Raw genomic sequence first — 20,122 nt, 5'->3', positions numbered from 1 at the left:
GCAAGCTGGTTTAACTTTTGTATTGTGGGCCATGTCCCCCATAAGGAGAGTGCAGATGTCCAAGACCAAGGCCAAGAGCAAGACGGTGGCCGCCCCGGCGGCGACTTCCCCGAACATCGATATCGGGATTGCCAATGCCGATCGCAAGAAGATCGCCGAGGGGCTGTCGCGCTTCCTCGCCGACAGCTACACGCTGTACCTGAAGACCCACAACTTCCATTGGAACGTGACGGGCCCGATGTTCAATTCGCTGCACACGATGTTCGAGGGCCAGTACACCGAGCAGTGGACGGCACTGGACGAGATCGCCGAGCGCATCCGCGCGCTGGGCTACAACGCGCCGGGATCGTATGCGGAGTTCGTGCGTTTGTCTTCCATCCAGGAAGAAACCGGCGCCGACGGCGTGCCGGCGTGGAAGGGAATGATCGAGCAGCTGGTGTCCGGTAACGAAGCCGTGTGCCGGACCGCGCGCAAGGTGTTGAAGACGGCGGATGATGCCGGCGATGATCCTTCGGTTGACCTGCTGACCCAGCGGCTGCAGACGCACGAGAAGTATGCGTGGATGTTGCGCTCGCTGCTGGAGTGATCCCGCCCTGACTCACGCACGAAACGCCCGGCCCGTCCGGGCGTTTTTTTTGCCCCCGCCTGCTACCCTATCCCGCATGTCAGAACGTCCCACCGACCTGCTGAAACGGGTCTTCGGCTACAGCCAGTTCCGCGGCCACCAGCAAGCCATCGTCGAACACCTCGTCGCCGGCAACGACGCCCTCGTGCTGATGCCCACCGGTGGCGGCAAATCGCTTTGTTACCAGGTTCCTGCACTGCTGCGCGACGGCGTCGGCATCATCGTCTCGCCGCTGATCGCGCTGATGCAGGATCAGGTCGAGGCGCTGCGCCAGCTCGGGGTGCGCGCCGAGTACCTCAATTCCACCCTGGATGGCGAAACCGCCGCGCGCATTGAACAGGCCCTGCTGCGCGGCGAACTGGACCTGCTCTACGTCGCTCCCGAACGCCTGCTGACGAGTCGCTTCCTGTCCCTGCTCGACCGCAGTCGCATCGGCCTGTTCGCCATCGACGAGGCCCACTGCGTGTCTGCCTGGGGCCACGACTTCCGCCGCGAATACCTGGAGCTGACCATCCTGCACGAGCGCTGGCCCGACGTGCCGCGCATCGCGCTCACCGCCACCGCGGACCCGCCCACGCAACGCGAGATCGCCGAGCGGCTGGGCCTGAACGAGGCGCAGCGCTTCGTCAGCTCATTTGACCGGCCCAACATCCGCTACACGGTGGTGCAGAAGGACAACGCCAAGCGCCAGCTGCGCGATTTCCTGCAGCAGCATCGCGGCGAAGCGGGCATCGTCTACTGCCTGTCACGCAAGCGGGTGGAGCAGTTTGCCGACTATCTGGTCGAGCAGGGCTTCAATGCCCTGCCCTATCACGCCGGCCTGGATGCCGACGTGCGCGCGCACAACCAGCGCCGCTTCCTGCGCGAGGAAGGCATCGTGATGGTGGCCACCATCGCCTTCGGCATGGGCATCGACAAACCCGATGTACGTTTCGTCGCGCATGTGGATCTGCCAAAGTCGCTGGAAGGCTACTACCAGGAAACCGGCCGCGCCGGCCGCGATGGCGAGGCCGCCGATGCCTGGCTCAGTTATGGCCTGGGCGATGTGGTCCTGCTCAAGCAGATGATCGAGCAATCCGAGTCCGGCGAAGAGCGCAAGCGGCTGGAGCGGCGCAAGCTGGATCAGTTGCTGGGTTATTGCGAATCGCTGCAGTGCCGGCGGCAGGTGCTGCTGGCCGGCTTTGGCGAAACCTACCCCAGCGAGTGTGGCAACTGCGACAACTGCCTGCACCCTGCCGCCACCTGGGATGCCACGGTCGCGGCGCAGAAGGCGTTGAGTTGCGTGTATCGCAGCGGCCAGCGCTATGGCGTCAATCATCTGATCGACGTGCTGCGCGGCAGCGACAGCGAGAAAGTGCGCCAGTGCGGCCACGACCAGTTGACCACCTATGGCATCGGCAAGGACGTGGACACCGCCACCTGGCGCAGCATCTTCCGCCAACTGGTGGCCTCGGGCCTGCTGGAAGTGGATGCCGAAGGCTTCGGCAGCCTGCGCCTGACCGACGCCAGCCGCGTCGCGTTGCGCGGTGAACGCCGGCTGCTGTTGCGCCGGGATACGCCCAGCCGCGAGCGTGAACGCGCTCCGCGCAGTGGCGTGGTGGTGACCGAAACCGATCTGCCGCTGTTCGGCGCGCTGCGCCAACTGCGCGCCCAACTGGCCAAGGAGCAGAACGTGCCGGCGTACGTGATCTTCCACGACAGCACCCTGCGCAACATTGCCGAGCATCGCCCCGGCACGCTGGACCAATTGGCGCGGGTCGGCGGCATCGGCGGCACCAAGCTGGCCCGCTACGGCGAACAGCTGCTCGACGCCATCCGCGCCGCCGGCTAGGCCGGCCAAGCGCCCTCACGCGAACCCATAAAAAAAGGCTGCCGGGGGATATCGGCAGCCGAGAGAGAGAGAGTTGCTGTTTTCTTTTTTATAGAGATGCGCGTGGAGGCAAAAAAGTTGCATCCGGTGGCATGACGGCATCCTTTCACGCGCCCAGCCAGACCTGCCACGCCTGAAAGTCACTATGACCTGGTACCTCTGGGCCGCCCCGGCATAGCCCGGAAGTCAGGGTGGCTATTGGCTGCCTGCAAGGGAGCCCCTGACAACCCGCATTGGTCAGCCGCCGATGCAACGGCGATCGTGTGCCGGGTTGATGCGACCACCGGCCCTGCTGCGAGGGAGTGGGTTGAGCCAGGACATCCTGCGGTTGATTGAATTGATGGTGGCGGGTCAGGACACGCGCCTGTCCACGGCGCTGCGCCTGGCCGATCTGCTGGAAGCCCGCCATGGCCATGATCGGCGCGTGCGCGAAGTCATCCAGATGCTCGCCTGCTACCACCCCGACGGTCATGGCCACGGGCTGGGTCCGGATGCGCTGTGTCTGCCTCTGCAGGCCCTGGGCCACTACCTGCGCCCGTAACCGGCGCAGCCGCTGGCTGGTCGCGACCGCGCTTGCCGTAAGTACAACGACGTCCCCCGCTCCCCCGACATCACCATGCTCGCCTCCTTGCGTACCCATCAGATCGTCCTGGCCTCGCGGCCCACTGGCGAACCCGTCGCCGCCAATTTTGATGTGCGCTCCTCGCCACTGCCCGCACTGGGCAACGGCGACGTGCTGCTCAAGACCCGCTATCTGTCCATCGATATCTGCGCACGCGGGGTGATGGAGGCCGACCGTCCGGATGGCGCCTCCATCGCGCCGGGCGATGTGCTGGGCAGCGGCGCCATCTGCGAAGTGCTGGAATCGCGGGCGCAGGCATTCAAACCGGGAGATTGCGTGCTGGCCCACGTGGGCTGGCAGAGCCATGCCGTGGTGGCCGGCCGCGATCTGAAACGCAAGCTGCACCCCAAGGTCGCACCGGTCAGTACCGGCCTGGGCGTGTATGGGCTGTATGGCTACATCGCCTACTGCGCCATCAATGAAATCGTCCGTCCGCGGGCGGGCGAAACCGTAGTGGTTCCCTCGGCCGCCGGTCCCACCGGCGCGGCGGCCGCCCAGATGGCCAGGCAGCACGGTGCCCGCGTGGTGGGCATCACCTCGGGCGCCAACAAGGTCGCCTGGTGCCAGGCCTTGGGCATGGATGCGGTGGTCGATCGGCTGTCGGCGGATTTCGCCGCCGAGTTGGCGAACGCCTGCCCGCAAGGCGTGGACGGGTTTCTGGAGAACGGCCAGCGCGCCGTCCATCGCGTGGTCTTGCCACTGATGAACGACCTCGGCCGCGTGGCGATCTGTGCGCTGCCTTCCGACGGCGAAGTCGCCCCCGGCCTGGGTCGGTCCGATCATCTGCCGGCGTTGCTGGAACAGATCTTCCTCAAGCGCCTGAGCGTGCGCGGCTTCACCGAGCGCGATGTCCTGCGCGTGCATCCACAACAGCTGGTGGATCCGCGCTTTGTCGCCGACATGGGCGGTTGGCTGCGCGAAGGTCGGATGCAGTATCGCGAGGACATCATGCACGGACTGGAGCAGGCGCCGGCGGCGCTGACCCGCCTGCTGCGTGGCGAAAATTTCGGCAAGCTGTTGGTGGCGCTGGATTGACCGCGCGGCGGCCAGGGCGCCGCGAGTTCCCTGCCCTGCGCGGCGCGAGCCAGCCCGCGTTCAAGCGACAAGGCATAACGTGAGTCACGTTCTGCTACGGTTGCCGCCATGAAAGCATCGCTGCCCTCCCTGCTGCTGCCCTGCCTGATCGCCTCTGCGCTGGTGCCGGGCACGGTGCGTGCGCAGGAGGCGCTGGACCTCAAGCTGCCGCAGGGCTCCGTCTACTCGCAGGATCCGCCCGGCACCTTCTACGGCGATACCAGCGGCGTACCCGTCAGCCAGGCCAACACGGTGGTGGCGCGCAATGCCTGCGGCACGCCGCTGGATGAGGACGATGGCAAGGCCGCAGTCCACGGCAGCGTGGCCACCGGCATCGGCTACACCAAGGGCCGTGGCAACAGTCATTGGAATGCCGCCAACGTCAATCTCTGCAAGACCTACACCACCGATGAAGGCAACACCGGCGCTTTCAACCTCAACATCGGGGTCAGCCAGTACGACGGTCCGGGCTGGGGTCCAGGCTATGGCCGTGGTTACTACAACAACCGGCGTGCGCCGGGCGATGTGGGCCCGCCACCTGCGCAGGGCTTCGGCGGCGCACGCATCCGCTGAGTCGCGCTGGCCCGGGGCAGGCTCGCCCCACTGCCCGTTCGCACTACTGCTTCACCCAGCGCCCGGTGTCCTGCAGACGCACGCCAAAGCGCGCCCAGGCGCGGAACTCTTCCACGCTGCAGCTGCCTGACTGCCCGGCCTGCGCGCCGGCGACCACGGCGTAGTCCACGCTCTGTCCCAGCCCCAACGCGGCATCGCCCTGCGCCTGCACGCGCCGCACGCTCCACAACTTGCCGAGCTTGCCATTGCTGTAGCAGTGGCCGGGCAGGATCTGCTGCGGGTGGGTGATGTTCTGTTCGGCGTGCTGTTTGGCCAGTTCGAGCAACTCGGTCAGGCTCTCGCTGTTGATGTCGACGTAGGAGTTGAGTTGCTCCATTGCCGCGGCAAAGTCTTCCTGGGTCAGTTCGAACTGACGCTCGGCGGGCTGGGTCATGCGCGAAGCCAAATGCCTGCGGTGCAGATGCACCGGATAGCGACGCCAGGGAAAAAACGCATTGAAGGCCAGCGCCATCAGCAGGATCGCCAGCACGTTGATCAGCACCGGCGAAAGCAAGTACTGGTAGCCCAGCGCATGGATGTCAGCGCCGCCGATCACCGCCGCCAGCGAGGTCGCGCCACCGGGCGGATGGATGCAGCGCAGATAGTGCATCGCCCCCACTGCCAGCCCCACGGCCAGCGCGGCGGTCCAGGTATGCCCGGGAAACCAGCGCTGCACGCTTACGCCAATCGCAGCCGAGATCAGATGCCCGCCCAGGACCGCCCACGGCTGCGACAGCGCGCCCTGCGGCACCGCGAACAGCAGCACGGCCGACGCCCCCATCGAGGCCAGCATCAGGCTGCCGCCCGGGGTGCCCATGAAGCCGTCGGGAAACGCCCAATGGGTGATCCAGTACACCGAGACTATGCCAAGCAAGGCGCCCAGCGCCGAGATCCATTTCTCGCCATGGCGGGTGGCATTGCGTTCTATGCCCAACCAGAGGCGGAGTTCCTGCAGGACCGGATTCAACAACATGGGGTTCCAGGGGCGGCGGCGGCGCGGACGCCATCTTAGGCAGGCGTGGACGGGCTCAACAAGCCGGCAGGCGACCGCGACGGCGGATGCGGGAACCCACGCACGCTACTCGGCGGCCTGCGGGAAAGCCGGCAGCTTGGCGATGTCGCGTTCGTCGTGCTGGATGATCACGGTGGCCTTGAGGTTGCGGCCCAGCTCGCGATAGCGATCCATCGACGCCAGCGACTGCGCGCGATCCGTGTTGTATGAAGGCACGCCGGAGCTGTCGAGGTTCTCGCGGAAATGCGCCACGTCGCCGGACAGCAGCACCGGGCCCAGCCTGGGCAGCTTCACCAGCAGGCCATGGTGGCCCGGGGTGTGACCGGGTAGCGCGAGCATCGTGACGCTGCCATCGCCGAAGACGTCCAGATCGCCGGCCACCAGCTGGGTGCGGGCGCCGGGCTTCATCCACGCGCCCAGATGCTTGGCGCGCCAGGCGTGTTCGGGCTCGCCCAGCAGCTCGAAATCGCCACGCCCCATCAGCAGGGTGGCCTGCGGAAAGTCCTCGGCCTGGCCGATGTGATCGAAGTGGTAGTGGCTGATGCCCAGCTTGCCGATCTGCGCGGGCCGCACGCCAATCTGCGCCAACTGCTGCACGAGGGTGATGGCCAGAGTCTGCGAATCCTCCTTGCCCTGGGTCAACGGCTTGCCCAGTTCACTGTGCGGCAAGCCGGCGTCCCACAGCAGGTAATTATCGCCGTGGCGCAGCAGATAGCAGCTGCTGGTCACGCGCAGGTTCTTGCCCACATGTGCGTGGGTGTCGGACATGTCGTCCAGGTTGGCCACCCAGAGCTGACCGCAGTCCAGGCGCCATAGCTGCAAGGGCAGCGGCGCACTGTTCTCCGCAGCGCCGAGCGGCGTGGACAACAGCAAAGTGGCGATCAGCGTCAGCGAACGAAACTTCATGACATGTCCTCCGGGTGGATGCACGATTTCTTCCCTGGCGTTGCATGGGGCCTCGGTACGCGGGCTACTTGCACTCATCAGGCCGCTTGCAAGCGCCAGGCATGGCTGTAGATGACGTGCCGCCCGGGTCGCACGAAGCCGGCCAGGGTCAGCCCACAACTGTTGGCCAGATCCACCGCCAGTGCGGTCGGCGCCGAGATGGCCAGCAGCATCGGCATGCCGGCAATGGCCGCCTTGCTGACCATCTCGTAGCTGGCGCGGCTGGTGACCACGGCAAACCCCTCGCGGCGATCAACCTGCGCGCGCGTCAACGCGCCGATCAGCTTGTCGAGGGCGTTGTGCCGGCCCACGTCTTCGCGCACGGCCAGCAACTGGCCATTCGGCAATGCCCACGCTGCCGCGTGCAGGGCGCCGCTGGCGGCGTTCAAGGGCTGGCGACCCTGCAGCTCGTCCAGCGCTCGCGCCAGCGCCTGTGCGTCGATGCGCAGGCCAACGCCCACGGGCGGCGGCTGTTGGATGATGTCCTCCAGCAACCGGTGACCGCAGATGCCGCAGCCACTGCGACCCGGCAGGCTGCGCTGCAACTCGTTCTGCAAGGCAGCCGGCAAGGCCCCGTGCGTGCGGATATCCAGGCGGATGCCTTCGAGCAGGTCCTCGCGCAGTACCTGCGCGATCTCGTCCACGCCCATGCCGTGCTCACTCAACGAAAAACCGTAGGCGAAATCCTCCAGCTCACCGGGCGTGGCCATCATCACCGCGTGCGGTTCGCCGTTGTAGTGGATAGCGACGGGCACTTCCTCGGCCAGGCAGTCCTGCGCCGGCGTGCTGGCGCCCGACTCGACCTGGATGACCGCGCGCTCCGCCAATCCCGCAGTGCGACGTGGCGGTTCAGGAGGCATCGGGCAGGCGCGTGATCAGCACGGGAATCGACTTGTATGCCGGTGTACCCGAGTTGGGATCGTGGCTGTCCAGCGGCACCAGCCGATTGCCTTCGGGGAAATACATCGCGGCCGAGCCGCGCGGCAGGTGGTACTGCACGGCGATGTAGCCGCTGATGCGGCGCGAGTGCGTGCCACCCGCGCCCGGCACGCGCGACTCCACCTCGATGGCGTCGCCATGGGCGATGCCGCGCGCCTGCATGTCCTCGGCATTGAGGAACACCACGTCGCGACGGCCGCTGATGCCTCGGTAGCGATCGTCGAAGCCGTAGATGGTGGTGTTGTACTGATCGTGCGCACGCACGGTGGTGAGCGTGAGCAGATCCGGCTCCTGTCCCTGCGGATCCTCATCCAGCCCCGGCGCCAGCAGGAACCGCGCCTTGCGTCCCGGCCCGCCCCAATCGCGCACGGAAGCACCCACGTACAGGCGGAAACCACCCGGCTCGCGTACGCGCCGGTTGAAGTCGTGGAAGATCGGAAACACGCTTTCGATGTCGTCGCGGATGCGATCGTAGTCACTCACCAGGCCATCCCAGTCCACCTTGCTGTGCGGCAGAGTGGCCTTGGCGATGCCGGCGACGATCGCCGGCTCCGAGCGCAGGTGTTCCGAGGCCGGCGTCAGTCCGCCCTGCGAGGCATGCACCATCGACATCGAATCTTCCACCGTCACCGACTGCAGGCCGCTGGCCTGCTCATCGCGTTCGGTTCGGCCCAGGCATGGCAACAGCAAGGTCTGCCGCGCGGGAATCAGGTGCGAGCGGTTCAACTTGGTGGCGATATGCACCGCCAGGTCCAGCTTGCGCATCGCCGGCAACGTGGTCTCGGGATCGGACATGGCCACGGCCAGATTGCCGCCCAGGCAGATCAGCGCCTTGGAGCGTCCGTCACGGATGGCGCGGATGGATTCCACCGCATCATGGCCGTGGGTCAGCGGAAACTCGATGCCGTAGGTGCGTTTGATCCCGTCGGCCAACGCCTGGCTTGGCTTTTCGGTGATGCCGACAGTGCGATCGCCCTGCACGTTGGAGTGCCCGCGAATCGGTGCGATGCCAGCGCCGGGCTTGCCGATGTTGCCGCGCAGCAGCAACAGGTTGGCCATCTGCTGCACGTTGTGGGTGCCGAAGCGATGCTGGGTCATGCCCATGCCGTAGCAGATGATGACGCGTTCGGCATTGGCGTAGACGCGCGCGGCGGCTTCGATGTCCGCGCGCGACAAGCCGGTTTTGGCCAGCACATCCTCCCAGCGTGTGCGTGCCAGGTCTTCGCGCAGGGCTTCCAGGCCTTCGGTGTGTTCGGCAATGAAAGCGTGATCCAGCACGCCAGCCCCACCTCGCGCGAGATCGGCGGCGTCGGCGTCAAGCAGGCACTTCATCATGCCTTTCAGCAACGCGACGTCGCCGCCAATGCGCACCTGGTAGTAGGTCTGCGCAATCGGCGTGGCGCGGTTGGCCAGCATCTCCGACACGTCCTGCGGCGAAGTGAAACGTTCCAGGCCGCGCTCGCGCAGCGGATTGACTGCCACGATCGGCACACCGCGTCGCGCCACCTCGCGCAGCGTGCCAAGCATGCGCGGATGATTGGTGCCGGGGTTGTGGCCAAAGCTGAAGACGGCATCGCAATGCTCGAAGTCTTCCAGCGTCACCGTGCCCTTGCCGACGCCAATCGAATCCGGCAGGCCGACGCTGGTGGCTTCGTGGCAAAGATTGGAGCAGTCGGGGAAATTGTTGGTGCCGTACTCGCGCACCATCAACTGATACAGGAAGGCGGCTTCGTTGGAGGTGCGGCCGGACGTGTAGAACTCGGCCATGTCCGGGTCCGGCAACGCACGCAGCGCCTGGCCAATGTGGGAGAACGCCTCGTCCCACTCGATGGCGCGGTAGTGATCGCTGTCGGCGTCATAGATCAGTGGATGGGTGAGCCGGCCGGCATCTTCCAGCGCATGGTCGCTCCACTCCCACAGTTCGGCCACGCTGTACCGGGCAAACAGCTCAGGCGTGGCGCGCTTGCCGGTGGCTTCCCACGACACGGCCTTGGCGCCGTTCTCGCAGAATTCGAAGGACGAGGTGTGCTTGGGATCGGGCCAGGCACAGCCGGGGCAATCGAAGCCGGTAGGTTGGTTGACCCGGCGCAGCGCGGCCGTCTCCCGCCCCACTGCCATTTGTCCCTTGATGACCCGCGCCACCGCCGCCAATGCGCCCCAGCCTCCCGCGGCCGCCTGGTAATCGGACACGCCTGGAACCTTGCGCTCAGTCATCGGAATGTCCTGCCACGTACAGGGCGGGGTGGCCGAGCGCGCAGGATACTCGAAGCGGCGTTGCCGCGCTGTCGGCGCGCGCGTCAGCGCTCCTGCAGGGCCTGCAGTGCGGCTTGCAGATCTTTCTTGCGGAAGGGCTTCTGCAGGACCGGCAAGGTGCTGTAGGGCGCGGGCAGGCCCATCTGCCCATAGCCGGTGGTGAACAGGAACGGGATGCCGCGTTGCTGCAGCACATCGGCCACCGGGAACGAGGATTCCCCACCCAGGTTGACGTCCACCACCGCGAGATCCACGGGGCGTTGCTCCAGCAGCGCCAAAGCCTCGCTGACGGTCGCCGCCAACGCCTCGACGGTGTAACCCATCTCCGGCAACAGATCTTCCAGCAGCATGGCGATCAGCGACTCATCCTCGATCACCAGAACACGATTTTCCATGACAGTCCTCAGGCAAGTTCCAGCGGCAACGGCATCACGATGCGGCAACACACGCCACCCGGTTCAAAAAACAGCTGCGATTCGCCGCCCAGGTCGTGCTTGAGTCCGCGCTCGACCAGCCGCGAACCAAAGCCGCGCCGGCTCGGCGCCTGCACCGGCGGTCCACCGCGCTCCTCCCAGGTCAGGGTCAGCGTGGTGCCTTGTTCGGCCGGCTCACAGGTCCACTGGAACGCGACGCGTCCGTCGGCCACCGACAGGGCGCCGTACTTCACCGCGTTGGTGCACAACTCATGCAGGGCCATGGCCAGCGCGAGCGCGCGGCGCGGATCGAGCACCACGCCGGGTCCGCTCACGCCGAACCGGACGACGTCGTCCTGCTGGTAGGGCGCCACCGCGGCACGCACGATGTCCTCGATGCTGGCGCCTTTCCAGTTCTGCCGGGTCAGGATGTCGTGCGCATCGGACAAGGCCATCAAGCGCGCCTCGATGCGATCCTGCGCGTCCTGCGCATCGACGCTGCCGCGCAGGGTCTGCGCGGTCATCGATTGCACCAGCGCCAGCGTGTTCTTGACCCGGTGATTGAGTTCGTTGACCAGCAAGCGCATGTGCTGCTCATGGTGTTTGCGGTCGGTGACATCGCGGGTGCTGCCGGCAACGGCTTCGACCTTGCCGTCCGGTCCGAATACCGGAGTGAAGATGTAGTCGTAGATGCGCACGCCCATGCTCGTGTGCGGGAACGGCACATCGCCGCGTACCGGCTGGCCGGTGGCGATGACCTGATCGATCTCCGCATCATGCATGGCCGCATGCCAGGGCTCGTATCCCAGTTCCAGGCAGGTCTTGCCCAGCGCCTGCTCGGCGGTCATGCCCCACATGTCCAACAGCGCGCCATTGGCGTAGATGAAGCGGTGCTGCAGATCGAAGACGTACATCAGATCCGGTGTGGCCTGCAGAATCGCCTCGTAGAGCCGGAACTTGGCCGCTGTCGCTGAGACGTCAGCAAGCGGCATCACGTGATCCATTGCGCACCCCTTCGAAGTGAAAGCGAATCTAGCGCCTGCATGTTCAAAAACCGTGAAGGTCAGGATTCCGGCGCGACGCTCAGTCGGTGCCCGACACGTCGTCCGGCGCCCAGTCCGGGCCAGCGGATCCGATACGGGCCAGCTTCACAGATAGACGCCCGACTGGATCGCGCCCAGAACCCGCAGGGCCGACTCGCGTCCGGTGGGCGTGTCGATCATCTCGGCCGGCGACAAGCCGGCCAGCGCGCGCTGCGGGCGCCGCATCCATCGACCCAGCCATGCGAAGACGTCAGTAGCGGCACTCTCAAGCCCCGCGCAATCGGTGTTTTCCCACAGGGAAAGCCAGGTTTTCTGACAGCTCAGGGCGGAATTTTCCGACGCCCCGGCGCCGTGTCGACCGGTGCGCAGGATCGCCCGCAGTGGATCGACGTCGCGCCACGACGACAGCGGCCGCCTGGTTCAATTGATCAGGATCAAGGCGACCCCGATCACACTTTCCGCACCATGGCCACGCGGACCGGCGACGCCTCATGGGGAGGGCGAGCCGATGACGCCGCCCACCCAACAAGAATCAAGCATGCGCCAGAACCTGCCGGTTACCGACGTGGAAGTGCTGCTCGCCGACGATGACCTGATCGTGTCCAAGACCGATCTGAAGGGGCGCATCGTCTACGCCAACGCCGCCTTCCTGCGGATCAGCGGCTTCAGCGAAGCCGAACTGCTGGGCAACGCACACAACATCGTGCGCCACCCCGACATGCCCCCGGCGGCCTTCGCCGACTTGTGGGCGACGCTGCAGGCCGGGCGGCCCTGGGTCGGCATGGTCAAGAACCGCTGCAAGAACGGCGACTACTACTGGGTCCGGGCCGACGCCGCACCGGTGTATGAAAACGGCACGCACGTGGGCTACATGTCCGTGCGCAGGAAGCCGGACCGCGCGCAGGTCGCCGCGGCCGAACAGGCGTATGCGCGCATCCGCGCCGGCACCTGCACCCAGGTGCTGCGCCAAGGCAGCCTGCACGATCCCGTGCCGTGGTACATCCGCTGGAATCCGCTGTGGAAGCTGTCATTGCGCACTCGCTTGCTGATGTCGGCCGGCGCCATGGGCGTATACGGCCTGGCGCTGATGGCGATCCAATACCTGGATGCGCCGCGCGGACTGGCCCTGCTCACGATCGCCGCCTGCACGGTGATCGCCGCGTACTGCGCGTGGTGGCTGGCACACGACGTGGTCGATCGCCTGGAGCAGGCCAACGCGCATTTCCGGCGCCTGGCCAGCGGCCTGTACGACGGGGTGATTCCCATCGATCGCGACGACGAAATCGGCGCGATCCTGCTGGGCCTGAAGTCCACCCAGGTGCGCCTGGGTTTCGAAATGCAGGACGCCGAGCGGCGCAACACCGAGGCAGCGCGCATCACCCGCGCGCTGGACATGGCCGGCGTCAACATGGTGATCGCCAACGAAAGCAGCGATGTGATCTATCTGAATCCCGCCATGCACGCCATGTTGCGCGCCGCCGAAGCGGATCTACGCGCCGACCTGCCCGACTTCGATGTCGATGCGGTGCTGGGCCGTGGTCTGGATCAACTGCATGTCGATCCGCCGCAGCAACGGAAGTTGCTGGCTTCATTGAGCACTCCCCTGCACACGATGATGACCTTGGGCGGGCATCGCTTCGAATTGACTCTGACCCCGGTTTTTGACGAGCGCAGCCGACGCGTAGGCACTGTCAGCGAATGGCGGGATCTGACCGTGGCGATGGACTCGCTCGCGGGCAGCCTCAATCGGGTGGTCGGCGGCGCGGTACGCGGCGACTTCAGCCAGCGCATCCGGCTCGACGGCCAGGACGGCTATCTGGAACTGCTCGGCCAGGGCGTCAACGATCTGCTCGCCCGCACCGAAGTGAGTTTGCGCGCGACGCTCTCGGTGCTGGCAGCGCTTGCGCAGGGAGACCTGCGTCCGCGCATCAACATGCCCATGGAAGGCCTGTTCCAGGAGATGAAAGACAGTACCAATGCCACCCTGGTCCAGCTCACCCGGATGGTCGGCACGATTCGCGACGTCAGCCGCGACATCCAGACGGCAGCTCACGAAATCGATCTTGGCAATGCCGACCTGGCGGTCCGCACGGAACAGCAAGCTGCCTCGATCGAGCAGACGGCCAGTTCCATGGAACAGCTCACGCAGATGGTGCGTCAATGCTTGGAAAGCGCCGAACTGGCCAATGGCATTGCCACCGATGCATCCACCGACGCGCAGCAGGGCAATGTACTGGTGGCGCAGGTCATCGAGACCATGATGGACATCCATGCTTCCTCACGAAGAGTGGGCGAGATTGTCTCGGTCATCGACGGCATCGCTTTCCAGACCAACATCCTGGCTTTGAATGCGGCGGTGGAGGCCGCGCGTGCAGGCGAGGAAGGCAAGGGCTTCGCCGTGGTCGCCGCGGAAGTGCGCGCGCTCGCCCTGCGCTGCGCCGCGGCGGCGCGCGAGGTCAATGCACTGGTCGGCCAATCGACGCAACAGGCCACCGAAGGCCAGCAGCGCGTGGAGCAGGCCGGTCACATGATGCGGCAGATCGTCGAGCGCAACGCCGAAGTCTCACGGCTGATGTCCGGCATCGCCCGCTCCACCGCGGCGCAGTACGAGGACATCGAACAGATCAACCGCGCCATCGAACAGATGGACGAAGGCACGCAGCAGAACGCGGCACTGGTGGAGGAGGCGTCCGCCTCCGCGCATGGCTTGGCGCAGCAGGCCACGCAGCTGGTGCGCGAAGTGGATGCGTTTCGGGTCGCGGAAAATGGTGGGCCGTGAAGGATTCGAACCTTCGACCAAAAGATTAAAAGTCTTCTGCTCTACCGACTGAGCTAACGGCCCACAGGCCCGGCATTGCGCCGGGGTGCGAATTCTACCCCAGGCGGGCGCGCGGAAAAACCCGCGCTGGTTCAGGCATAGCGCGTGGGATCGGCCACGCCGGCCTCGGCAAAGCCGGCCGCGCGCAGGCGGCAGGCGTCGCAATGGCCGCAGGCGCGGCCTTGTTCGTCGGCCTGGTAGCAGGACACGGTTCGGGAAAAATCCACGCCCAGGCGCAGGCCTTCGCGCACGATGGTGTCCTTGCCCATGCGCATCAGCGGCGCGTGGATGCGCAGGCCCGCGCCTTCGACGCCGGCCTTGGTGGCCAGGTTGGCCAACTGCTCGAAGGCGGCAATGAACTCCGGGCGGCAATCCGGATAGCCGGAGTAGTCCACCGCGTTGACGCCGCAGAAGATGTCGGCCGCGCCCAGCACTTCGGCCCAGCCCAGCGCCATCGACAGCATGATCGTGTTGCGCGCCGGCACGTAGGTCACCGGGATGCCGGCACCGCCGGATTCGGGCACGTCGATGTCATCGGTCAGGGCCGAACCACCGATGCTGCGCAGGTCCACCGTCACGGTCTTGTGCGCGGCCACGCCCAGCGCCTGCGCCACGCGTTCCGCCGCGGCCAGCTCGGAGGTGTGGCGCTGGCCATAGCGCACGCTCAGCGCGTGCACGGCATAGCCCTGCTCGCGGGCGATGGCGACGACAACGGCGGAGTCCATCCCACCAGACAACAGGACGACGGCTTTTTTCATCGGAGGCAGACCAGGAAGCTGAAACGGAAGCGGAAGCGGAGAAGGAGTTGGGACGACAGCGAGCTAGCGGCCAGGTTCGTCATTCCACAACAGCTTGTGCAACTGCATCTGGAAGCGCACCGGCAGGCGATCAGCGACGATCCAGTCGGCCAGATCGCGCGGCGCCAATTCGGACTTGGACGGCGAAAACAGCACGTCGCAGCGCTCGGCCAGGCGATGCTCGGTCAGCATGTCGCGCGCCCATTCGTAATCTTCGCGGCCACACAGGACAAACTTGACCTGGTCGCGTGCGGTCAGCAGCGGCAGGTTCTCCAGTCGGTTGCGGGCCATTTCGCGCGAGCCGGGCGTTTTCAGGTCCACCACGCGGGATACCCGCGAGTCGACTTCGGCGATATCGATGGCGCCCGAGGTTTCCAGCGATACGTCGTAGCCGGCATCACACAAGCGCCGCAGCAGCACCAGGCAGCGCTTCTGCGACAGCGGCTCGCCGCCGGTCACGCAGACGTGGCGAACGCCGTGGCGCGCCACTTCGGCCAGGATGGCGTCGATGTCCCACCACTGGCCACCGTAGAAGGCGTACTCGGTATCGCAGTATTGGCAACGCAACGGGCAGCCGGTCAGGCGCACGAACACGGTCGGCCAACCCACGGCGTTGGCTTCGCCCTGCAGGGACAGGAAGATTTCCGTCAACTTCAGGCGTTCCTGCGAGGAAGCCGGCGGGACGGCGGGTTCGGTGGGGTCTACGGCGCTCATCAGGCCGACATTATCGCCCGCGCAGCGGCTCTCTGGCTTGCCGCCATTGGCCTCGCGGGGTGGGAATAGAGGGGTTTAGCGCAACTTGCGCAGGTGGATGTCGCGCAGCCGGTCGTCGGCGGTGCGGGCCACGTCGGTGCCGGGATACCGGCTCACCACGTCGGTGAAGACGCGCTCGGCGACGTCAATCTTGCCCAGGCCATAGTTGCTCAGGCCCAGCTTGAGCAGCGAGCCCGGCGCCTTGTCGTGGGTCGGATAGCGATCCACCACGGCCTGGAACTGCTCCGAAGCCAGCGCGTAATTCTGGGTGACGTAGTAGCTCTCGCCCAGCCAATACAGGGCATTGGGGGCATACACGCCGTTGGGATAAGCCTGCAGGAAGCTGGTGAACATCTGCGCCGAGCCGACGTAATCGCCGGACTTGAGCTTGTCGAACGCCAGGTTGTAGGCGGTACGCTCGTCACCGGCCTGGGCCATCGCGCCCACGTCGCCGTGCACCGATGGCGCCGGTTCGATGCGCGGAGCCGGCGACGGCGCTGCCGAAGCCGACTTGCCCGCGGGTGCCGCGGCCGGAGCAGCGGGTGCACCGGGAGCGGAAACCGGCGGAACGCCGCCGCCTTCCAGGCGCTCCATGCGTCCGTCCAGATCCAGGTACTGGTCGCGGTTGCGCTGCTGCATCTGGTCCAGATCGTTCTGCAGCTTCTCGATCTGGGCGCGCAGCTCGCGCAGTTCGTTTTCCTGCTGCCCCAGCTTGTTGAGCAAGTCCAGGTTGGCCTGCGAATTGTTGGCCTGCGCTTCCAGCGCGGCCACGCGATCCGCCAGGCTGGCGCGTTGCGCAAAAGCAGGAGCGGCGGCCACCAGGGCCGCCGCCATGACCAGCAGGAAACGCTTGCCGATCGTCATCATGTGCATCGCTTACTTGGCGGTGTACACGATTTCGACGCGACGGTTCTGCGCCCAGCAGGATTCGCCGGATTCGGTGCAGACCGGACGCTCTTCGCCGTAGCTCACGACGCTCAGCTGGCTGGCCGAACCGCCGTTGGCCTGCAGTGCCGAGGACACGCCATTGCCGCGGCGTTCGCCCAGACCCATGTTGTATTCGCGGCTGCCGCGCTCGTCGGCGTGGCCTTCCAGGGTGATGCGCGAGGACGGACGGTCACGCAGGTACTTGGCGTGGCAGGCCATCACGGCCTGGAATTCCGGCTTCAGGCTGTCCTGGTCCAGATCGAAGTACACCACGCGCTGGCGCAGGCAGGCGTCGGTATCCAGATCGTTGGGGCCGTACACGCCCGAGGTGGTCGGTTCGGTCGGGGTGGTGGGCTGGGTGGTACCGGTGTCGGCAGGCGGGGTCTCCTTGACCTTCTGCTTACAGCCGGCCAGCACGGCCACGGACATCAGGGAGAGCAGCAAAACGCGGGTGGTGTTGTTCATCGTCATTCCTTCGGCTTCAGTCGCGGGAGTCAGGGGGGTGAACCGTAGACACTATCTTAACGTTTTAACGCTTGGCCCGGTATGGCGACCAGGAGGGCTCGCGCACGTCACCATCGGCCAGCACCAGCCGCTGACGGACCCGGCCGTCGGCGGACACGGCATACAGGACGCCCCGGCCCCCTTCGCGCGCGGCATAGAGGACCATGCTGGCGTTGGGTGCGAAGCTCGGCGATTCATCCAGCGACCCCGGCGACAGCGACGACCAGCGCGCCGATCCCAGGCTGCTGTCCATCAGGGCGATGCGGTAGTTGTTGCCGCTGCCCTGGGCCACGGCGATCTTCTTGCCGTCGTAGGACACGCTGGGGGTGGCGTTGTAGCTGCCTTCGAAGGTGACCCGGCTGGCCGAACCACCGCCGGACGGCACCTGGTAGATCTGCGGGCGACCGCCGCGATCGGAGGTGAAATAGATGGTGGCGCCATTGGCGCTCCACACCGGCTCGGTGTCGATGCTGGACTGGTTGGTCAGCTGGCGCAGCTGCCGGCTGGCGATGTCCATCACGTAGATTTCCGGGTTGCCGCTCTTGGACAGCGTCAGCGCCAGCGAACGACCATCCGGCGAGAACGAGGGCGCGCCGTTGATGCCGCGGAAGCTGGAAATCTTCTGGCGTGCACCGGTGGTGATGTCCTGCAGGAAGATCGCCGAGTTGCCGCCTTCGAAGCTGACATACGCCAGCTGGCGACCATCCGGGCTCCACGACGGCGACACCAGCGGCTCGGCCGAGCGCACCACGGTCTGCGGGTTGTAGCCATCGGAGTCGGCGATCATCAGCGCATAGCGCGAGCCCTTGCCGCTGCCGCTGGCCGTCACGTAGGCGATGCGCGTCCAGAATGCGCCGGGAATGCCGATGATTTTTTCGTAGATGGCGTCGGCCATCTGATGGGCGACATCGCGCATGGCATTGCTGCGCGCGGTCATCGCCAGGCCCAGCAGGCGTTCCTGCTTGGCTACGTCGAACAGTTCGTACTCGACCCGGTAGCTGCCTTCGCCACCGTCAACCACACGGCCGACCACCAGATAGTCCTGCTTCAGTGCGCGCCAGGTGGGGTATTGGACCTCGCTGCCACGCGTGGGACGCTCGACGATGCTGGCCTCGGGCAGGGTGCGGAAGGCGCCCGAGCGTTCCAGATCGGCGCGGACCACCTGCGCCACGTCCGTTTGCGGAGCAGCCGAGCCCTGGTAGGGCATGGGCACCACGGTGATGGGCAGCGCCGAGGCATTGCCGCCGATGATGTCGATGTCCAGTCCGCGCTCTTGGGCGACGGCGGAAAAGGACAGGAAAAGCCCGGTCAGGGCGCAAAGCCAACGCGGCAGGTTCTTCATGGCAGGTCGGAACGTCTCGGTCTGTCTGAATGGATAAGGGATACCAGCATTGACGTGAATGTTTTCGCAATTATGAACGACGAGCTCGTCAATACGGCGTCACGGCAATGAAATCAGCGGTCCTGGCCCTGGAAGGTGAAGTTGAGGGTGCGCTGGAAGACGCTCTCGAAGCCCCGATACGGCAGCGGTTGCGCACGCAGCACGGCCGCCTCCACCGAACGGCGCCCTGCCTCGTCGTAGGGGCAACTGGGGTCGACCTTGGCATCAATCACCTCGCCACCCGGCAACTGGCGGATGGTGACGCGGCAGCGCTGGCCCAGCGGCACGCTGTCAGGACGGATCCACTGTTTGGAAACGGCGGCCTGGATGGCGGCGGCGTATTTGGCTGCCAGGTCATCGCTGGTGCCGCCCTGCCCCGGCTGGCCAGCACTGGGAGCCGAGGTCGCGGCGGTGCTGCTCGCGGCCGCGGCCGCGGCGGCGCGTTGCTGCTGCACGTTCTGCAACTGGCGATTCTTCTGCTCGGCCATCGCCACTTCGCGCGCCGCCTGCTCGCGGCGCTTGCGGATGTCGGCCAGCTTCTTCTCGCGATCTTCGTCAAGCTGCTGCTTGGCCAGGCGCGCCTTGCGTTCGGCTTCCTGCTGGCGATCGCGTTCGGTCAGATCGATCTGCTCCTGGCGGCGCTTTTCTTCCTGCTCCTTCAGCGCCTTTTCCTGGGCGATGGCGAGCTTGCTGGCAGCGTCCTGATCGGTGGTGTCCGGCACCGGGATGCGCTCTTGCGCCTGCTGTTGCGGCGCCACCGGCGAGTCCTGCGGACGCGGCTCGGGTAGCGGCTGCGGTGGCGGCACGGTGTCTTCTTCGGCCACGTCCTCCACCGGTGTCGGCAGCGGTTCCGGCGGCTTGGGCGCATCACGCATGGCTTGTTGCGCGGAGGCCACGTCTGCGCTGGAAATCACCAGCGAGGCCTCGACCACCGGCGAACCGGCCGCCGCATCGAAATCGTGCGAAGGCGACCACAGATACGCGGCCACGAACAACAGCGCGAGCAACAGATGCACGCCGATGGCCAGCGCGATCGGGAGCTTCCAGTCCTCCCGCTCGTCGTAGGGGCGGCGCGGGAAGGCGTCAGCGTGCATTGCCACCCGGCTGGCTCATCAGGCCGACTTTCTTCACCCCGGACTGCTGCAGCATGACCATGGTGTCCATGACCTTCTGGTAGTTCGAGGTGCCCGGGGCGGCGACGAACACCGGCACTTCCGGGTTCTGATCGACAAACGCCTTGAGCTTGGCCTGCAGGGTCGGGCCGTCCAGCGATTCGGGCTTGCCCGGCTGCAGGGTCAGCGTATAGCCGCCCTGTTCGTCGACGGCGACGATGATCGGATCCTTCTTGCTCTCCACCGATCGCGCGGTGGACTTGGGCAGATCCACGTCCACGCTCAACGTGAGCAGCGGCGCGGTGACCATGAAGATGATCAACAGCACCAGCATCACGTCGATATACGGCACGACGTTGATTTCGGACTTGAGCTTGCGGCGCTTGCGCGAGCGGGAAATGGCGGCGGTCATGGCGGACTCC

20 protein-coding genes and 1 tRNA gene are annotated in these 20,122 nt (G+C 66.1%); 6 read left to right on the top strand and 15 right to left on the bottom strand.

Features of this window, described 5'->3' with window-relative positions:
• Positions 1–55 precede the first annotated feature (55 nt).
• The 5 genes from B5X78_RS12640 (at position 56) to B5X78_RS12620 (ending at position 4,764) form a co-directional block, all read left to right on the top strand.
• Positions 56–586, top strand: coding sequence for a Dps family protein (locus B5X78_RS12640; protein WP_079724886.1), 531 nt, complete (start codon positions 56–58; stop codon positions 584–586).
• Positions 587–662: 76 nt separating this feature from the next.
• Entirely contained in the window at positions 663–2,456 is a 1,794-nt protein-coding gene (gene recQ, locus B5X78_RS12635; protein WP_079724885.1) for a DNA helicase RecQ, read from the top strand.
• A gap of 346 nt (positions 2,457–2,802) precedes the next feature.
• On the top strand, positions 2,803–3,036 hold the full coding sequence (locus B5X78_RS12630) for a hypothetical protein (RefSeq protein ID WP_079724884.1): 234 nt from the start codon (positions 2,803–2,805) through the stop codon (positions 3,034–3,036).
• A 75-nt stretch (positions 3,037–3,111) separates the two neighbouring features.
• The gene (locus B5X78_RS12625; RefSeq protein WP_079724883.1) at positions 3,112–4,152 is read left to right on the top strand and encodes an MDR family NADP-dependent oxidoreductase; all 1,041 of its coding nucleotides are present in this window, start codon (positions 3,112–3,114) and stop codon (positions 4,150–4,152) included.
• A 108-nt stretch (positions 4,153–4,260) separates the two neighbouring features.
• Positions 4,261–4,764 (top strand): hypothetical protein, encoded by a 504-nt coding sequence (locus B5X78_RS12620; protein WP_079724882.1) that lies wholly within the window; start codon positions 4,261–4,263, stop codon positions 4,762–4,764.
• Between the two features lie 43 nt (positions 4,765–4,807).
• Here B5X78_RS12620 and B5X78_RS12615 read toward each other — a convergent pair whose 3' ends face one another.
• The 7 genes from B5X78_RS12615 to B5X78_RS12585 form a co-directional block, all read right to left on the bottom strand.
• Positions 4,808–5,776, bottom strand: a complete 969-nt coding sequence (locus tag B5X78_RS12615) for an HPP family protein (protein WP_079724881.1) — start codon at positions 5,774–5,776, stop codon at positions 4,808–4,810.
• A 105-nt stretch (positions 5,777–5,881) separates the two neighbouring features.
• On the bottom strand, positions 5,882–6,721 hold the full coding sequence (locus B5X78_RS12610) for an N-acyl homoserine lactonase family protein (RefSeq protein WP_079724880.1): 840 nt from the start codon (positions 6,719–6,721) through the stop codon (positions 5,882–5,884).
• A 77-nt stretch (positions 6,722–6,798) separates the two neighbouring features.
• On the bottom strand, positions 6,799–7,620 hold the full coding sequence (fdhD, locus tag B5X78_RS12605; protein ID WP_079724879.1) for a formate dehydrogenase accessory sulfurtransferase FdhD: 822 nt from the start codon (positions 7,618–7,620) through the stop codon (positions 6,799–6,801).
• On the bottom strand, positions 7,610–9,913 hold the full coding sequence (locus tag B5X78_RS12600; protein ID WP_079724878.1) for an FdhF/YdeP family oxidoreductase: 2,304 nt from the start codon (positions 9,911–9,913) through the stop codon (positions 7,610–7,612). The genes fdhD and B5X78_RS12600 overlap by 11 nt, the downstream gene beginning before the upstream one ends.
• 83 nt (positions 9,914–9,996) lie before the next feature.
• Complete coding sequence (locus tag B5X78_RS12595; RefSeq protein ID WP_079724877.1) at positions 9,997–10,347, bottom strand: response regulator; 351 nt, start codon at positions 10,345–10,347, stop codon at positions 9,997–9,999.
• 8 nt (positions 10,348–10,355) lie between these two features.
• Positions 10,356–11,357: a sensor histidine kinase gene (locus B5X78_RS12590; protein ID WP_079726170.1), complete on the bottom strand. Its 1,002-nt coding sequence runs from the start codon at positions 11,355–11,357 to the stop codon at positions 10,356–10,358.
• Positions 11,358–11,513: 156 nt separating this feature from the next.
• Complete coding sequence (locus B5X78_RS12585) at positions 11,514–11,645, bottom strand: MbcA/ParS/Xre antitoxin family protein (protein WP_268234344.1); 132 nt, start codon at positions 11,643–11,645, stop codon at positions 11,514–11,516.
• A gap of 301 nt (positions 11,646–11,946) precedes the next feature.
• Between B5X78_RS12585 and B5X78_RS12580 the strand changes: the two genes are divergently transcribed.
• Entirely contained in the window at positions 11,947–14,187 is a 2,241-nt protein-coding gene (locus B5X78_RS12580; protein ID WP_139381552.1) for a methyl-accepting chemotaxis protein, read from the top strand.
• Here B5X78_RS12580 and B5X78_RS12575 read toward each other — a convergent pair.
• From B5X78_RS12575 to tolR, 8 genes are all read right to left on the bottom strand, one after another.
• A tRNA-Lys gene (locus B5X78_RS12575) sits at positions 14,175–14,250 on the bottom strand. The genes B5X78_RS12580 and B5X78_RS12575 overlap by 13 nt on opposite strands.
• A 68-nt stretch (positions 14,251–14,318) precedes the next feature.
• The gene (gene queC / locus B5X78_RS12570; protein ID WP_079724874.1) at positions 14,319–14,984 is read right to left on the bottom strand and encodes a 7-cyano-7-deazaguanine synthase QueC; all 666 of its coding nucleotides are present in this window, start codon (positions 14,982–14,984) and stop codon (positions 14,319–14,321) included.
• A gap of 63 nt (positions 14,985–15,047) precedes the next feature.
• On the bottom strand, positions 15,048–15,737 hold the full coding sequence (queE, locus tag B5X78_RS12565; protein ID WP_079724873.1) for a 7-carboxy-7-deazaguanine synthase QueE: 690 nt from the start codon (positions 15,735–15,737) through the stop codon (positions 15,048–15,050).
• 75 nt (positions 15,738–15,812) lie between these two features.
• A complete protein-coding gene (ybgF, locus tag B5X78_RS12560) occupies positions 15,813–16,640 on the bottom strand; it encodes a tol-pal system protein YbgF (RefSeq protein WP_176140913.1) in 828 nt (275 codons plus the stop codon).
• A 12-nt stretch (positions 16,641–16,652) separates the two neighbouring features.
• On the bottom strand, positions 16,653–17,168 hold the full coding sequence (gene pal, locus B5X78_RS12555; RefSeq protein ID WP_079726168.1) for a peptidoglycan-associated lipoprotein Pal: 516 nt from the start codon (positions 17,166–17,168) through the stop codon (positions 16,653–16,655).
• Between the two features lie 64 nt (positions 17,169–17,232).
• Positions 17,233–18,549: a Tol-Pal system beta propeller repeat protein TolB gene (gene tolB, locus B5X78_RS12550; protein WP_079724872.1), complete on the bottom strand. Its 1,317-nt coding sequence runs from the start codon at positions 18,547–18,549 to the stop codon at positions 17,233–17,235.
• 113 nt (positions 18,550–18,662) lie between these two features.
• Positions 18,663–19,682, bottom strand: a complete 1,020-nt coding sequence (gene tolA, locus B5X78_RS12545) for a cell envelope integrity protein TolA (RefSeq protein ID WP_079724871.1) — start codon at positions 19,680–19,682, stop codon at positions 18,663–18,665.
• Positions 19,672–20,112 carry a protein TolR gene (tolR, locus tag B5X78_RS12540; protein WP_079724870.1) on the bottom strand — a complete coding sequence of 147 codons (441 nt, stop codon included), beginning with the start codon at positions 20,110–20,112 and terminating at the stop codon, positions 19,672–19,674. Before tolR ends, tolA begins: the two co-directional genes overlap by 11 nt.
• Between the last annotated feature and the right edge of the window lie 10 nt (positions 20,113–20,122).

This window comes from Pseudoxanthomonas indica (assembly GCF_900167565.1).
GTDB lineage: Bacteria > Pseudomonadota > Gammaproteobacteria > Xanthomonadales > Xanthomonadaceae > Pseudoxanthomonas_A > Pseudoxanthomonas_A indica.
Note: the sequence above shows the minus strand (reverse complement) of the source record. Positions and strands in the feature narration are given on the sequence as shown.

Coding starts and splice junctions, on each gene's coding strand:
- B5X78_RS12595 (WP_079724877.1), bottom strand. CDS start 10,347: ATGGAAAATCGTGTTCTGGTGATCGAGGATGAGTCGCTGATCGCCATG.
- pal (WP_079726168.1), bottom strand. CDS start 17,168: ATGAACAACACCACCCGCGTTTTGCTGCTCTCCCTGATGTCCGTGGCC.
- B5X78_RS12590 (WP_079726170.1), bottom strand. CDS start 11,357: ATGCCGCTTGCTGACGTCTCAGCGACAGCGGCCAAGTTCCGGCTCTAC.
- B5X78_RS12600 (WP_079724878.1), bottom strand. CDS start 9,913: ATGACTGAGCGCAAGGTTCCAGGCGTGTCCGATTACCAGGCGGCCGCG.
- tolR (WP_079724870.1), bottom strand. CDS start 20,112: ATGACCGCCGCCATTTCCCGCTCGCGCAAGCGCCGCAAGCTCAAGTCC.
- recQ (WP_079724885.1), top strand. CDS start 663: ATGTCAGAACGTCCCACCGACCTGCTGAAACGGGTCTTCGGCTACAGC.
- tolB (WP_079724872.1), bottom strand. CDS start 18,549: ATGAAGAACCTGCCGCGTTGGCTTTGCGCCCTGACCGGGCTTTTCCTG.
- tolA (WP_079724871.1), bottom strand. CDS start 19,682: ATGCACGCTGACGCCTTCCCGCGCCGCCCCTACGACGAGCGGGAGGAC.
- B5X78_RS12620 (WP_079724882.1), top strand. CDS start 4,261: ATGAAAGCATCGCTGCCCTCCCTGCTGCTGCCCTGCCTGATCGCCTCT.
- B5X78_RS12640 (WP_079724886.1), top strand. CDS start 56: ATGTCCAAGACCAAGGCCAAGAGCAAGACGGTGGCCGCCCCGGCGGCG.
- B5X78_RS12610 (WP_079724880.1), bottom strand. CDS start 6,721: ATGAAGTTTCGTTCGCTGACGCTGATCGCCACTTTGCTGTTGTCCACG.
- ybgF (WP_176140913.1), bottom strand. CDS start 16,640: ATGACGATCGGCAAGCGTTTCCTGCTGGTCATGGCGGCGGCCCTGGTG.
- queC (WP_079724874.1), bottom strand. CDS start 14,984: ATGAAAAAAGCCGTCGTCCTGTTGTCTGGTGGGATGGACTCCGCCGTT.
- B5X78_RS12625 (WP_079724883.1), top strand. CDS start 3,112: ATGCTCGCCTCCTTGCGTACCCATCAGATCGTCCTGGCCTCGCGGCCC.
- B5X78_RS12580 (WP_139381552.1), top strand. CDS start 11,947: ATGCGCCAGAACCTGCCGGTTACCGACGTGGAAGTGCTGCTCGCCGAC.
- B5X78_RS12615 (WP_079724881.1), bottom strand. CDS start 5,776: ATGTTGTTGAATCCGGTCCTGCAGGAACTCCGCCTCTGGTTGGGCATA.
- fdhD (WP_079724879.1), bottom strand. CDS start 7,620: ATGCCTCCTGAACCGCCACGTCGCACTGCGGGATTGGCGGAGCGCGCG.
- queE (WP_079724873.1), bottom strand. CDS start 15,737: ATGAGCGCCGTAGACCCCACCGAACCCGCCGTCCCGCCGGCTTCCTCG.